The sequence below is a fragment of the Streptomyces sp. NPDC057271 genome (assembly GCF_042668715.1).
GTDB lineage: Bacteria > Actinomycetota > Actinomycetes > Streptomycetales > Streptomycetaceae > Streptomyces.
On record NZ_JBHUYJ010000151.1, the window covers coordinates 1 to 13,467 of the forward strand.

Below are 13,467 nucleotides of genomic sequence, written 5' to 3' on the forward strand. Positions count from 1 at the left end.
CAACATGGACATGCCCATTACATGGCCCGCGCAGCCATCAGTACCACGATCGAGCGACCACGAACCAGGGAAGATCGGACTTAACGTCCACTGAGGGTGTCGTTGACCGACTCGATGAGCTGACGGACCGGTTTGAGGAGATGCTCGCCCGGCCTCGCTTTGAGGTTGCGGCAGCTGGGCCGCAGCAGGGTCAGTCCGTGGTCGGCCATGAAGGCGTCCAGGTGCTTGGAGACGTAGCCCTTGTCGCCGATGATCGTCTGGCCGGGGTGCGTGACCAGCAGGTCCTGGTCTCCTGTGAGCATGTCGGCCAGGACTTCGCGTTCGTCGGTTTTGGGGTTGGCCAGGGCCCAGGCGATGGGCAGGCCGCCGGGTGTGCAGAGCAGGTGCAGGCGTAGGCCCCAGAAGAACCGGGAGTGGGAGGGGCAGTAGCCGTATGCGGCCCAGCCGGCGAGGTTGGAGCGTTTGACGGTCGGGCGTGAGCGGGCGCATTCGACGGGTGTGGAGTCGACGATCCAGACGTCGTCGTGCCACAGGTCGGTGTCTCGTGCCAGGGTTCGGATGAACCTGCTGATCAGGGTGTTCGCGGCTCGTAGTCGCTTGTTGTAGCCGGACTGCTCGGGCAGGTAGGGGAACTCGGCGGCCAGGTGGGTGCGGGCGAACCGCAGCCACCTGGCCTCGGAAGCGAAGCCGAGCACGGCCTGCATGACGGCGAGCGTCAGCAGCTCGGCATCCGTCAGCCTCGGTGGGCGGCCTGTCCGCCGCGTTCCTGCCAGAGAGTCATCGATCCTCACGTACAGTGCTGTTGCGAGGGTCTCCAGGTTTGTCGTCACAAACGAACCAACGAGACCCTCGTTTCATGCACCCGAGAACTTCGGACTTACTCGTCTAGATGCACGCTGGTCTCCGGGGTGGCACGCCACCCGCCCAGACTCTCCGGCGTAGGTACCCGGCGCCTCCCCAGCCCGTGGGAGCCACAGGGGGCCGACGCCGCTCCCGAAGCCCCGCGACTCCACCGACGACGCGGCGGTCTGTGCGGGGCAGGTGTGGGCCCCGCTCGCCGCATCACGCGCCGTCTGTCCAGTACCGCTGAAGACGGGCCACGGCATCCTCCTTGGTCAGCTCGGAGACCTCCGCCTCCGAGAGACCGACCCGGTGGATCAGCAGATAGACCAGATCCGCCGGCAGTGATTCCTTCGGCGCGGGCGGTGCTCCCCGATCGGGGAGCCTGCCGTCGATCACGCAGCCCCAGAACTCATTTTCGGTGACATCCAACTGATCGCGAAGGATGTGGCTCCACATCGCGGCACCGTAGACCGTGCGATCGACCGGGTGTGAGATGCGGGTCCGCAGGATGCGTCCGTCATGCAGGGTCAGCTCGTAGGTGACGTGATGCGTACCTGTACGCCCACGAGCGTCCCGCACTCGCTCCCACCCCTCGACGACACAGAACCGGTCATGCCGCTCACGGTCTGGCTGCGGTCGACTCACCGCTGCGCCCCCACCAGCCAGTCAGCCAGCTGACGGTCGTCGCTCAAGGCAATCAGCTGCACCAGGCCCCAGTTGTCCTGGTGATTGGGGGCCAACCGCAGCCGCTCCTGCCAGTCGTCGGCATACTCCCTCAGAGCGTCGACCATCTCGTTCACGGCCTCGTCGAAGCTGGATGCATCGGCCGCGACAGGGAGCCCTGGGATGAAGATCGCCCACCCGCCCGCTTCCGCGACGACCTCAGCCTTGGATGGGCATACCGAGGACAGGTACCGGCGAAGTCGTTCAACATCCACGACCGCAGCGCACCCGGCCGCTCGACGCACGGTCGCGACCCGCCCCTCGCCCGCGGCGTCGAGAAGCTCTTTCAGGTGCGTACGCGCTTCGGTGTAGTTCTCGTAGTGCACTGCGGACATGGCGACCTCCGTTGGGGCTCCAGAGGACCAGAGTGCTCCCACGCGATAAGTACGTCAAGTACATGGAGTACTTATCCTGCCCTGCTCACACCCATGAGCAGCGTCGGAGCAAACCCCTCGCCGCGCTCCGTTTCACGCACCTCATCGGCTCACATCGCCGTCAACCTATGCCGAAGTGCCGGGAGACCTCGTCGATCGTGAAGTGGGCGCGGAGTTTGCAGGCGGAGTTCTGGTTGGCGAAGAAGCCTGTCCGCCACAACGCCTTCTCGCGTGGCACGGCCTGCTCCCAGTCAACCGGAACGACCCATTCGCGACGATCCTCCCTGTCAGTCTCCTCTGCCGCACCGCCGTGCGGTCGGTAGCTTCCTTTGAGTGAAAGGTCGGCCATCCGTCGACTCTCGCCGGCAACGGTGAGTACGGCGTCATGGAAGGGCTTGGGCTCGCCGGAGACCGTGCCCACACCCACGTACCCCACCTTGGGAATGTGGGTGAATATCCGCGCCCCTGAGGGCAGGGAACGGAGCGTTCGGGAGAACCAGTCCCCGCCGCCGGCCGACACGAAGCCGTACTGAAGCGCGTCATCCCAGCTCCGCCCGCCGGGCTCATCACCGAAGGAGACGTACCAGTCCGTGCCGTTCCATGGCTCCTGCTTCCCACGTCCGTTCGTTCCCGCCACCGGCGCCACCGCCTCGGCCTCGTCCATCAGCCAGGTGCGCGCCAGATAGGAGCGACCCTCGTCCTCGAAGTAACGGAAGAACAGCACGTTGACGGGCACCCGGTAGCCGGACGCCAGGTAGGTGACGATCCGCTCGGTCGCCGCGTCGATCTCACTCGCGACCACTGTGAGGGTGTGACTGCTGTTCAGCACCTCCGGCGGGCTGCCGCCGAATCGCAGCGCGAAAGCCTCGTCCAGCTCCTCCACCAGCCCGCGGCTCCGGGCGTACCTCGTGTAGATCTCGCGCACTTGCTCGTTGGCGAGCTCCTGGACCCACGAGCCGTAGTCGAGAACCTGTGCAACTACCTCCCGCGGAGTGCGGTCCCGTTTGAGCTCCAGAACATGCAGGCCCCCTTCGGAGTCCATGCCGAGCAAGTCGACGTACTTGCCGTGGTCCGTCTGCTCCTGCCGACCGATCAGCAGGAGCGGCCTCCCCAATATTTCCGGATCGGCCTCTATGAGCTCCTCCAGCCTCGACTCCATGGGCATCGTCCGCGTAGCGACCCGCACCGGCCGGTCGTCCACCCGCCACAACCCGAACTCCAGCGGCATCACGCGCTCCCCCACACAGTCCGATACACCCGAACGAGTCAAGCAGATCCTTGAGACAACGAAGCCCTGAATGCGGACACGAAAGGGAGACGGCAACGGCCAGTCGGGCGGGCCATGGTTGCAGTTCCGGTTGCATTCACCAGCGTTCAGCCGCGTCCGGAGGCCCCTCCGCTAACCGTTCCGCCGCAGGTCAGGACGCCCCCGACCCCACCCGGACCCCGTACGAACACTTGGAAAGCGTGTTGGGGGCAACCCCTCACGAGTTCGAATCTCGCATCCTCCGCCAGTGCCTCACCGGGCACTTGAAGGCCCCGACCGGGAAACCGGCCGGGGCCTTCTGCATGCCCTGGTCTCAGTTTCAGCCTCACTTACTTGCGACATTCACGACATTTCTTTCGATGCACGCCAGGACACCCTTAATACTGCAACCGCATGTGGCGTGTGGCGTTACGGAGCGTCGCGTCGGTCGTTTGGCTGACTGTGTGATGGATCGCTGACGGTCGCGCAGATCGAGGACTGGTCCGAACGGGATAGCCGGTCTCCATGCCCGGTTCGCGGGCCGTTTTGGCAGGTCGGAGCCGCGTGAGCGAGCGCTCGACTACCTGTCCACGTTGCTCGCGCCGCTGGAGAAGAAGAACGGGTGGACGCTGGCCGAGCAGGCCGACCAGCGTCGGCCGGACGGTTTCCAGCGGCTGGTGAACTTCGCCGACTGGGACGAGCACGCGGTCCGTGACGACGTCCGCGACTTCGTCGTCGAGACGATCGGCAGGAAGGACGCGGTCCTGATCGGGGACGACACCGGGTTCCTGAAGAAGGGCGTCAAGTCAGCCGGAGTCCAGCGGCAGTACTCCGGCACGGCGGGGCGCACGGAGAACTGCCAGATCGGCACGTTCCTGGCCTATTCCTCCGCCGCGGGCCGGGCCTTGCGCCTGAACAGGCGAAACGTGAAGCCGAGCCGCAATCTGCGGCTCGGCTTCTCGTCGTACTCCGGTTGCGCTTCGGGTTGCGCTGGATGCACTCAGTTCAGATACTTCGAGGGGCTGGGCAGACCGCTCCCACCGCACCGGAGCAGTCGGCGCCCACCAACGGGGGAGTCCGCTCCCGTACGGCATCTGCGGATCGCGGAGATGGGCCATCCTTGAAACCCGTGGCGGGTACGCCCGCCACCATGGTCGTGATCCTGATCTCGCGAGGTGCTCCGGCATGAAGTCCCGATCGACGCCGGCGACTTGGCTGGGCGGCCTCGACGGCTCTCGTCTGGCACGCGTGCTCGAGACGCGGAGGGACGCGGCGGCCACTCCGGAGCCGCGCTCGGTGGGGGAACTGGCCGACCGTCTTCAGCGCCCGGGATCGGTGGCGCTTGCCCTGCCGCGGCTCGCGCTGCCACACCTCCAGGTGGCCGAAGCCCTGGCGGCACTGGGCGCGCCCGCGTCGCGCGATGCCCTGGCGGAGCTGCTGGAAAAGGCGGACGGTGAAGCCGCCCGCGAGCTGGACGCCGCACTGGAGGCTCTGGCCGATCATGCTCTGGTCTGGCCTGACGGCGCGGGGAAGCTCCGCATGGCCGGAGCGTTGCGGCACGCATGGGCCGCGCCCCTGGGTCTGGATGCCCCGCTGGAGGAACTGCTCACAGGCACGACCTCCGACGAGCTACGCGGCATGCTGGCGGCACTGGGCGTCGAGCCGCCGGGCACCAAATCGCAGCGGCTGGCCGCGCTCGTGGAGCACCACAGCGACCCGGAGCGCATCCTCTCCGCGGTCGCCAAGGCCCCTGCGGCAGCCCGGAAGCTGCTGGAAGGCCGAACGGGGGCTGAGCCCGCGAGGCCCGCACGGTTCATCATGTTCGGGAGTCCGGGCCCCGATCCCGAACCGGGCGCTCGATGGGCACTGGACCGAGGACTGCTGATCCAGGACCGTCACCGCTACGGTCCGGCCCGTATGCCCGCCGAGGTGGCGCTCGCGCTGCGCGGGCCCGGCTGGCACGCCCCGTTCCAACCCGTTCCGCCTTCCGTGGGATTGGCGCCCGTCGCCCCGGTGGATGTGGACCGCGAGGCGTCGGCCGCAGCCGCGGCGTTCGCCACCCACGCCGCCTCGGTCCTGTCGGCCTGCTCGACGACCGCGCCGGCCCGACTGAAGTCCGGCGGGATCGGTGCGCGCGAACTGGCCCGGATCGGCAAGGCGGCCCAGGCCGACGACGCCGTCGTACGCCTCACCCTGGAAACCGCGTACGCCGCCGGCCTGATGGCCCGGGACGGCGATCGCGTGGCCCCCACCAGGGCTTACGACGCCTGGGCGGAACAGGAACCCCCTGAGCAGTTCGCCGTACTGCTCCAGGCATGGTGGAACCTGGCGCTCACCCCCACCCGGGCACGCGACGAGGACGACAAGGCGCTCCCTGCGCTCGGCGGCGCACCGCCCTGTAACGGCTGTGTGGAGGCCCGCCACGGGCTGCTGGCCGCAGCCGCGCGGCTCCCGGCGGGGCACGGCGTGCGGGTCACGGCGGATCTGGGGCCGCTGATCGCCTGGCACCGTCCGCTCGCCGACTCCTCGCTCCAGGACGGCACGCCGTTCGCCACCATGATCCGCGAGGCCGAACTCCTCGGCGTACTCGCGCGAGGTGCCCTGTCCGCCCTCGGCATCCACCTGCGGACCGGGGACGCGGAGGGGCTGGGCGTCGAGTGCCGGCGGCTGCTGCCCTCGGCCGCCGCGACGGCCCGGATCGGCGCCGACCTCACCGCCGTCGTCACCGGCACCCCGTCCGCGCGGCTGGCCTCGCTCCTGGACTCCGTCGCCGACCGGGAGACCAACGGCACGGCATCGGTGTGGCGGTTCAGCCCCGGCAGCGTCCGCCGGGCCCTGGACGCCGGCCGCACCCCCGAGGACATCACGGCCGACCTGGCCGCCGTCGCCGCCGGGCCGCTGCCACAGCCGCTGTCGTACCTGATCACCGACACCGCACGAAGCCACGGGCGCGTGCGCATCGCCCCCGCCGCCTGCGTCCTCCACGGCGACGAGCCCTCGCTCCTGGCCGAACTCGCCGCCCACCGCAAGCTCGCCGGGCTTGGGCTGCGCCAGTTGGCCCCGACGGTGCTGATCAGCCGCAGCCCGCTCGACGCGACCCTCGCCGCTCTTCGGGCCGAGGGGTACGCCCCCGTCGCCGAAACCGACGAGGGAACGGTACGCATCGAGAAGACCCGGCCTCGGCGGGCCGCCGCTGCCGTTCCGGCTCCGCGCGGCTCCAGGTCGAGGGGCGGCGGCCGGACCGCTGCCCCGAGCATGGCGAAGAGATCCGCCGCCTTCGACCCGAGCGCGTTGGCGACCCGGCTGCTGGCCGCCCCGGCCACGGCTCCCGAACCAGCACCGTTCGAGGGCGGAGTGCCCTTCGCCACGGACACCGAGGAGATCGTCGCAGGGTGGACGAAGCGCCTGCCGTACACCGATGTCCGCCAGCTCGCCCACGCCATCGACGCAGGTCAGGCCATCACCGTCGAGTACGTCGCCGCCTCCGGCAACCGCACGGTTCGCACCCTCAGCCGCCTCGAACTCGACCCGCCCCACCTCGAAGCCTGGTGCCACCTGCGAGAAGACGAACGCGTCTTCACCCTCTCCCGCATCCACGGCGTCATGCCCACGTGAATCCATGACATCGATGAACCATGAGAGATATACTTCCTTCCATAGTTGATATACGGGAGGTACGCATGAGCCGGACAGTGATTGACCTCGATGACGAGCTGGTGGCAGACGTAGCCAAAGCCCTGGGCACCAGTACCAAGAAGGAGACGGTCAACACGGCCCTGCGCGAGGTACTGGAGAGCAGGCGGCGGGCGCTGGCCCTGACCCGCCTGCGCGCCGCGGCCGACGAAGGCGCGTTCGATCTGACGCTCTTCGAGGACAAGCGGAACTACCGACGGTGAACGCCGCGCTCTACCTGATCGACACCAGTGCCCTCGCCCGATTCATGCGGGGCGACGCGGAGCAGTACGGCTGGGACCAGGCATCGGCCGCCGGCCTGATCGCCACGTGCCCCATCACGGACCTGGAGTTCTTCTACAGCGCCCGATCGGCCGCCGACCGGGCACGCGGCATCGAGGACGTCCGGCTGCTCTTCGGCTGGGTCCCCGTCGACGACCGCGCTTACGACCGGGCCTGGCAGGTCCAGGAGGCCCTCACCAAGCAAGGCAAGCACCGCAGCGCCGGCGCAGTCGATCTCGTTGTCGCAGCGACTGCCGAGCTGCAGGGACTCACCCTCCTGCACTGCGACCACGACTTCGAATGCATCGCCGCAGTAACGGGCCAGCCCCTCCAGTGGTATGGCCCGGAGAGGCGTAAGTAGTCGAGCAGTGGTTGCAGTCCTGGTTGCATTCGCCTCCGTCCGGGGCCGTCCAGAGGGAGGCGATGCACAGACTCCTTCGCAGGTCAGGACAAGTGCGGCCCGCGCCGGACCCCCGTACGAACATGCGGAAAGCGTGTTGGGGGCAACCCGGACCTGACAACCTTGACCACCCGCCTGCGGGCCGCCCCGGCGACCTGGGACCAGGCGGCTGCCGCCGGCCTGATCGTCACTTGCCCCATCACGGAGCTGGAGTTCTTCTACGGCGCCCGATCGGCCGCCGACCGGGCACGCGGCATCGAGGACGTCCGGCTGCTCTTCGGCTGGGTCCCCGTCGACGACCGCGCCTGGCAGGTCCAGGAGGCCCTCAGCAAACGAGGCAGGCACCGCAGCGCCGGTGCAGTGGATCTCGTCGTGGCCGCGACCGCCGAGTTGCAGGGACTCACCCTCCTGCACTGTGACCACGCAGTGGCGTTCGCTGCTCGGTACGCGCTTCCAGACTCGGACGCCGGAACCCGGTGGAACGGTGGCCTGCCGAACTCACACAGGGAACCTCCAAAACCCCGGGGCGCTGGGGAGCATGCGTGCCCGACCGTCCCGGCGGGCCAGGACACGGACCAGTCGCAGTCCGGACGTTCACTCACTCAGCGGTGCACGGCGTCGGTACATTGGCACGCAAACACCACGCGGAGGGGACCCAGTGGTCGAGAAGATCGTCGGCGGGCTCATTCTTGCCCTGCTCACCTATGTGGGCCGCACCCTCTGGCAGAACCGGCGGCACCTGAGACTGCTGCTGACCCTTCTCACACCGAGGCGCCGGACACGGGTGTCGGTGGCCGTGCTGTTGCGGGTCCAGGAGGAGGACCGGTTCGTCCTGTTCGCCACGCCTGCCCGCCCCGGCGCCTTCGGTCCGCCGGGTGGAGTGGTGAAATACCGTGAAACGGCCCGTTCCGCCCTGGAGCGGCTGGGCTTCGAACCCGAACAGCGCGGCCGCGCCGTGATGCGGCTCGATCTGCGAGGTTTCCTTTCCGGCAGCGGGGTCCTCGCGTTCGCGCGCTGGCTGCACCGCGGCGACGGCCTGGAGCCGGCGACCGAGTGCCTGCGGCGTGAACTCGTCGAGGAACTCGGCGAGGTCGGGCACGAGGAGCTGGCGGACCTCGCCAGGGCCGTGGCCTTCCAGCCCGTCAGGCGCGTCATCGACGGCCCCATGGGCGTGGCGGGGGAGACGTACCGACAGCTTCGGTTCCTGGAGGTGTACGACCTCCTGACGGACCGGCCCGAGGCCGAGGAACTGCGTTCCGCACTGGTAGCTCTCGCGAACGAGCAAACGGAAGCGGGGGTCATCTGCGCCACCCGTAAAGAGATAGCGCTCGGCCGGGCCGGAGCCCATGTGGTGCTGCCGCAGTCCGCCTTTCTGGTCGGCGACCGGCGCTACCGCGAAGACCTCCACCCCGCGAGCTGACCCTCCGGGGGGTCTTTGTCCAAACCGATGGCGGCGGCTTCGCGGCTCTGCTGGGATATGGCGACCAGCACGGGCGCGGTATCAGCACGCCGCGTCTGCAAAGCACTTGAGGGGGGCCCGTGACCGGCGGTGTGACCACGGAAATTCTCCAGCACTCGGCGGACATACTGGAGAGGGCGCTGGACGACGCGATCCAGGCGGTGCCGTCGCGGGAGATGCGTCTGCGTAAGGCGCGCGAGGGTCTGCTCAGGACGCGAGAGCAACTCGCGAGCGGATACCCGTACGTTCCCGGGTACCGCATCGCGAACGGCGCGTCGACCGTCGCCGAGCACTACATGCAGACGGATGTCGCGCGGGCACGCGAGTTACTGGAACTCGCCGTCCTCCTCCTGGAGTCCGAGCGGAACGACGACGGCAGGTACACGCCGACGATCGAGCACTGCCGGGAGCGGCTGGAACAGCTCGGTGCGGTGCCCGCCCCGGCGGTGGGTACGGGATCCGCGCCGGGCCCCGGAGCGGGATCCGGTCCGATCCCCGGAGCGGGATCCGGTCCGACCCCCGCCGGCCGACTGCCGCAGCAGGCCCCGGCCGCGGACCCCGGAGGCGGCCCCGCCGTGGCGGTCTCCGCTGCCGCGGCAGCGGTCGCGCAGGCCCCGGCATCCGAGGGCACCGCTGCCACCGTGGCGGCGGACGCCGGGGGCGGCGTCGCGGTCTCGGTGGCCGCCGGGGGCGGGACGGCCACCGTCGGCGTCGCGGCCTCCCGGTTACCCCCGCAGATGAACCCGACCCGGGACTGGGACACGCTCCTTGGCGACTGGCGGTCCGGCGAGCCCGACGAGGACACGGTCCGGCAGCTGGTGGCGGGGCTGGGAGCGCGCATCACCGAACTGTTCGGCAAGCACGCCGCCATCCCCTCCGAGTCGCTCCTCCCGGTCCTCGACGAGGACCTGCAGGAGCTGCCCGGCCTCCTCGCCCTGGTCTCCGTGCCCGGCGACGACGCACAGGCACTGCACCAGCGGGCCAAGGACGCACGCAGCACCTGCCGTTCGGAGATGCTGTCGTACGCCAAGGGCGACACGGTGGTCGACGTCCGGGCGCTGCGTCGGCACTGGCTGGCCAGCGCGCTCTGGAACTACGCCGTGGAAGGCCACTGGCACTCCAGCGGCTACCAGACCCTCGCCGACATCCTCGGCTATCTCCAGCTCATCCAGATCTCCTACCGGTACCACGAGGCCAAGCGCGAACAGCTGCTGGACGTCACCGAGACGGCGGTGCTGCTGGCACTCGGCGAGCTGCGCGACCCCGAGCTGAACCGCGTGCCGTACGTCTACGGCTGGCTGCGGCACGCCATCGGCATCCATCTCCTCGTGGGCGGCCCCGACCCGACCGCCCCCAAGGAGCTGCGCTTCAACGAGCTGATCCAGGACCCCAGATTCGCCGACCGGCACATCTACGCCGAGTTCTGGGCGGTCCGGGTCCTCAACCGCTGGACCGAGGAGAACCGGCACCGCAGCAGCGTCGCACTCACCCTGCTCAAGCTGTCCGGCTGGAAGGCCGACCGGCTGGACCGCCTGCTCGACCTGCTGTACTCCTCCACGGGCTACTACGGCGACATCGGGACCCCGGAGGAGCGGCAGGAGGCGCTCGCCTTCTGGCGCAAGGCGGGCCGGGACATGCTGGCCACGATCCGGATGGTGCGGGTCGCCAGGAACCCCTGGGAGTCCGGTGCCGCCACGACCACCGACCTGCTGTCCATGGGCGACCAGGACGCGACCGTACAGGTCTCCAACCGACTGCTCCAGGGCATCGCCGCTGAGCTGGCCCCGGGACCGCAGGGGACCATGGTCCAGGGCGCGCTGTTCGCCGGACGGCCCGTGCCGACCTTCCTCGCCCTCGACAGCTTCGGCCCGGTCGGTGTGCTGAAGATCGACGAAGTGGCCAAGGTGCGCAGGGAGAAGGAGAACTTCGACCGGTTCGCGGAGGCGTATCTGCGGCCGGTGTACCGGGCGAGCAAGTGTGTCGTGGGCAGCACCACCATCGCCAACAGCAGCAATGGCGATCTCTACCAGGGCATCTTCACCTCCTACGTCTTCCGGCACCGCGACGAACCGAAGACACTGCGGGACTGGGTGCGCACCGCGAACCCGGACGCGCTTCAGCCGGTGATCGAGGAAGTCTTCATGGACGCGCTCGGCCCGTGGCTGAGCCAGGCCCAGCGGACCATCGGCGACCTGCGGGGGGAGTATCCGGCTTTACGTCCGGTCGCTTTCGAGCTGACCAGCTACGCGCCTGGCAAGAACGCGGAGTCCGAGCTGGAACACTTCCGGCTGCCCGAGGTCGCCGACATCTTCGGCATCGACGGCGGACTGCCCTGGCGGCACCGCAGGCTGGGGCATCTGCTGGAGAACTCCGCACTCGGCTCCAGCCCGTTCGCCGCCGACCCCGGCTACGAGTCCGTCACGAACCCGCTGTGGCTGGTCGCCCACATGGCGGAGATCGGCAAGCGGGACGCCGGGACCGACGCCCTCTTCGAGCGGCTCCTGTACGACCGGCAGTACGGCGTCACGACCGCCTCCTACCTGACCTGCATCTGCCACGGCGACCTGCACGGCGAGAACGTCCTGGCCAGCGGGGACGGCCGGCGTCCCGATCTCTACGTCATCGACTTCGAGACCACCCACCAGGGGCACATCTGCAAGGACTTCGCCCGCCTCGAATCCGCTCTGTGGTCACGGACGTTCTCCTGGAGCCATGAGCAACTCCTCCAGGTGCGCTCCTGGTTCGTCGAGTCGCTGCGCGGCACGGACATGTGGGAGCCGGACATCCCGGGGGACGCGGACCCGGACGTGCGGCGAGTACTGCTCTGCGTCGCAAAGCTGCGCACCATCCTCAAGGGCTGCGAGCAGAAGAACTGGCCGTTCGGCGAGGCCGAGTACCAGTGGGCCCTGCTGGCGTCCCTGCTGCCGTTCGCCCGCTACCGCGACCACGAGGACCAGGTGAACCGGCACCTGCCCTTCCTGCTGGCGGCGGATGTCGCCGATGTGCTGGTGGAGCGTGCCGGAGGCGCGACCTCCGGCAGCTAGTCCCAGATGCCTTGAGCTCCAGTCCCAGATGCCTTGAGCTCGCGCGGAGGTGCCGGGGTTGCGGTTCGGTCGAATCTCCCGTCCTCCGCCCGTCCCTCGCCGGGCCCTTCGTCGCACCGTGGCCAGTCCTGGACGGCCTTGACGTCCGGGACGTCCGGGACGTCGGCCGAGGGGGGGCGAACGCGACGAACGCGATGCCCTCGCCCAGAGCCCCGTGGATCCGAGGGGGCCCACGGGGCTCTCGCGCGTACGCGCGCCAGACCCGTACTCGCAGGTCGTTGATTCAGACGCTCCGGCTGCCGCCTCACAACCGAGAGGGCCCAGAGGGCGTTCTCTCCGGGCTCCCGGCACACGATCAGATGACCAGCGCCACCACCCCCACCACCACGAACGCGACACCGGCCAGCAGGATGGGGCCGCCCAGCAGCAGGATGAGCACCGCGCCGAACACGAGCTGTCCCGTCGTACGGCGACCGACCTTGGTGGTCTCGGGGTCCGCGGGGTCGTACGTGATCTCCGCCCGCTCGGCACCTCCGTCCGAGCCCGTGCGCTCGCGCCGTACGCCGTGGCTGTCGACGTACGCGTAGGTGTACTGCTCGACGCCGTTGTACCAGTGGGACCGCTGCAGCCGTCCCTCCACGGTGATCCCCCGGGTACGCAGCACCCAGGCTTCCCGGAACAGTTGCCATCCGCCGTACACGCCCAGCCCTCCGGCGGCGATCGGGCCGGGGGCCACGGCCCAGAGGACCCCCGGGACCACCCCGGCGCCCTTCACCAGCAGCAGGACGAGCACCAGCGCATACCCGCCCCCAAGGCTCCACCCGAGAAGACGGACCCGGTTCGGTGCCGCCCGCTCCAGCGGCTCCTCGGTCACCAGCCCCGCCCCGTCCGGCCGCGGCTCGTCGGCGTCCCGTACGGGCAGTGCACGGCGGACGGCGTGCGCGAATTCCTGCACGGCGGGGACACTGCGGCACCTGAGGTGGTACGCCACGGGCGCGTCGCCCGTCAGTACGACGGTCAGCCGTCGGCCCTTGGGGCCGTGAACGTCGACCCGTTCTATCGCCGCCGCCGGTATCCGGCGCCGCACGCCGTCCGCCTCCAGCAGCACCACGCCGTCCCGCAGCCGGGCGGAGGCACGGCGCCTGCCGTGCAGTACAAGCGAGGACGTCTCTGTTGAGGTCACGCGGGGCACGTTAGGCGAGCTTGGGACCGCAGGGGACGGTTCAGCCGTATGACGATGCGTGGCGTCTGGCCCGGTGCCTCGAAGGTCGCCGATTCAGGCCTGTGGCCAGCGGGTTCGGGTGACTTCGATGCCGAGGAGTTCAAGGAGTTGACGCTCCCCTCCCTGAAGGGAGGGGATTCCTACGGCTCGCGCCGTGAGACTTCCTGTTTCATCGCCGACTGCCCGCCCGGAGAACTCCGTT

10 protein-coding genes and 3 pseudogenes are annotated in these 13,467 nt (G+C 69.3%); 8 read left to right on the forward strand and 5 right to left on the reverse strand.

Annotated features, from left to right (window positions below; genetic code table 11):
* Positions 1-83: 83 nt before the first annotated feature.
* From ACFUJR_RS36605 to ACFUJR_RS36620, 4 genes and pseudogenes are all read right to left on the reverse strand, one after another.
* Positions 84-830 (reverse strand): annotated as a pseudogene (locus tag ACFUJR_RS36605) (IS982 family transposase); the annotation flags it as partial.
* 232 nt (positions 831-1,062) lie between these two features.
* The gene (locus ACFUJR_RS36610) at positions 1,063-1,422 is read right to left on the reverse strand and encodes a cytotoxic translational repressor of toxin-antitoxin stability system (RefSeq protein ID WP_383177922.1); all 360 of its coding nucleotides are present in this window, start codon (positions 1,420-1,422) and stop codon (positions 1,063-1,065) included.
* Positions 1,423-1,484: 62 nt separating this feature from the next.
* Positions 1,485-1,901, reverse strand: coding sequence for a prevent-host-death protein (locus tag ACFUJR_RS36615; RefSeq protein ID WP_383177925.1), 417 nt, complete (start codon positions 1,899-1,901; stop codon positions 1,485-1,487).
* Between the two features lie 160 nt (positions 1,902-2,061).
* Entirely contained in the window at positions 2,062-3,168 is a 1,107-nt protein-coding gene (locus ACFUJR_RS36620) for an endonuclease NucS domain-containing protein (protein WP_383177928.1), read from the reverse strand.
* A gap of 530 nt (positions 3,169-3,698) precedes the next feature.
* Between ACFUJR_RS36620 and ACFUJR_RS36625 the strand changes: the two are divergent.
* The 7 genes and pseudogenes from ACFUJR_RS36625 to ACFUJR_RS36655 all read left to right on the forward strand — a co-directional run.
* Positions 3,699-4,094, forward strand: a pseudogene (locus ACFUJR_RS36625) (transposase); the annotation flags it as partial.
* A gap of 277 nt (positions 4,095-4,371) precedes the next feature.
* Positions 4,372-6,801: a helicase C-terminal domain-containing protein gene (locus ACFUJR_RS36630; protein WP_383177931.1), complete on the forward strand. Its 2,430-nt coding sequence runs from the start codon at positions 4,372-4,374 to the stop codon at positions 6,799-6,801.
* A gap of 65 nt (positions 6,802-6,866) precedes the next feature.
* Positions 6,867-7,082, forward strand: a complete 216-nt coding sequence (locus ACFUJR_RS36635; RefSeq protein ID WP_028797722.1) for a type II toxin-antitoxin system VapB family antitoxin — start codon at positions 6,867-6,869, stop codon at positions 7,080-7,082.
* Complete coding sequence (locus ACFUJR_RS36640; RefSeq protein ID WP_383177934.1) at positions 7,079-7,501, forward strand: PIN domain nuclease; 423 nt, start codon at positions 7,079-7,081, stop codon at positions 7,499-7,501. Before ACFUJR_RS36635 ends, ACFUJR_RS36640 begins: the two co-directional genes overlap by 4 nt.
* A 189-nt stretch (positions 7,502-7,690) precedes the next feature.
* Positions 7,691-7,960, forward strand: a pseudogene (locus tag ACFUJR_RS36645) (PIN domain-containing protein); the annotation flags it as partial.
* Between the two features lie 238 nt (positions 7,961-8,198).
* Positions 8,199-8,960 carry a hypothetical protein gene (locus tag ACFUJR_RS36650; RefSeq protein ID WP_383177937.1) on the forward strand — a complete coding sequence of 254 codons (762 nt, stop codon included), beginning with the start codon at positions 8,199-8,201 and terminating at the stop codon, positions 8,958-8,960.
* A 119-nt stretch (positions 8,961-9,079) separates the two neighbouring features.
* Positions 9,080-12,043, forward strand: coding sequence for a phosphotransferase (locus ACFUJR_RS36655; RefSeq protein ID WP_383177940.1), 2,964 nt, complete (start codon positions 9,080-9,082; stop codon positions 12,041-12,043).
* Between the two features lie 355 nt (positions 12,044-12,398).
* Here the strand turns inward: ACFUJR_RS36655 and ACFUJR_RS36660 are convergent, their stop codons facing one another.
* Positions 12,399-13,226 carry a hypothetical protein gene (locus tag ACFUJR_RS36660; protein WP_383177943.1) on the reverse strand — a complete coding sequence of 276 codons (828 nt, stop codon included), beginning with the start codon at positions 13,224-13,226 and terminating at the stop codon, positions 12,399-12,401.
* 48 nt (positions 13,227-13,274) lie between these two features.
* Between ACFUJR_RS36660 and ACFUJR_RS36665 the strand changes: the two genes are divergently transcribed.
* A partial coding sequence (locus ACFUJR_RS36665) for a hypothetical protein (RefSeq protein WP_383177945.1) occupies positions 13,275-13,467 on the forward strand: 193 nt, incomplete at its 3' end.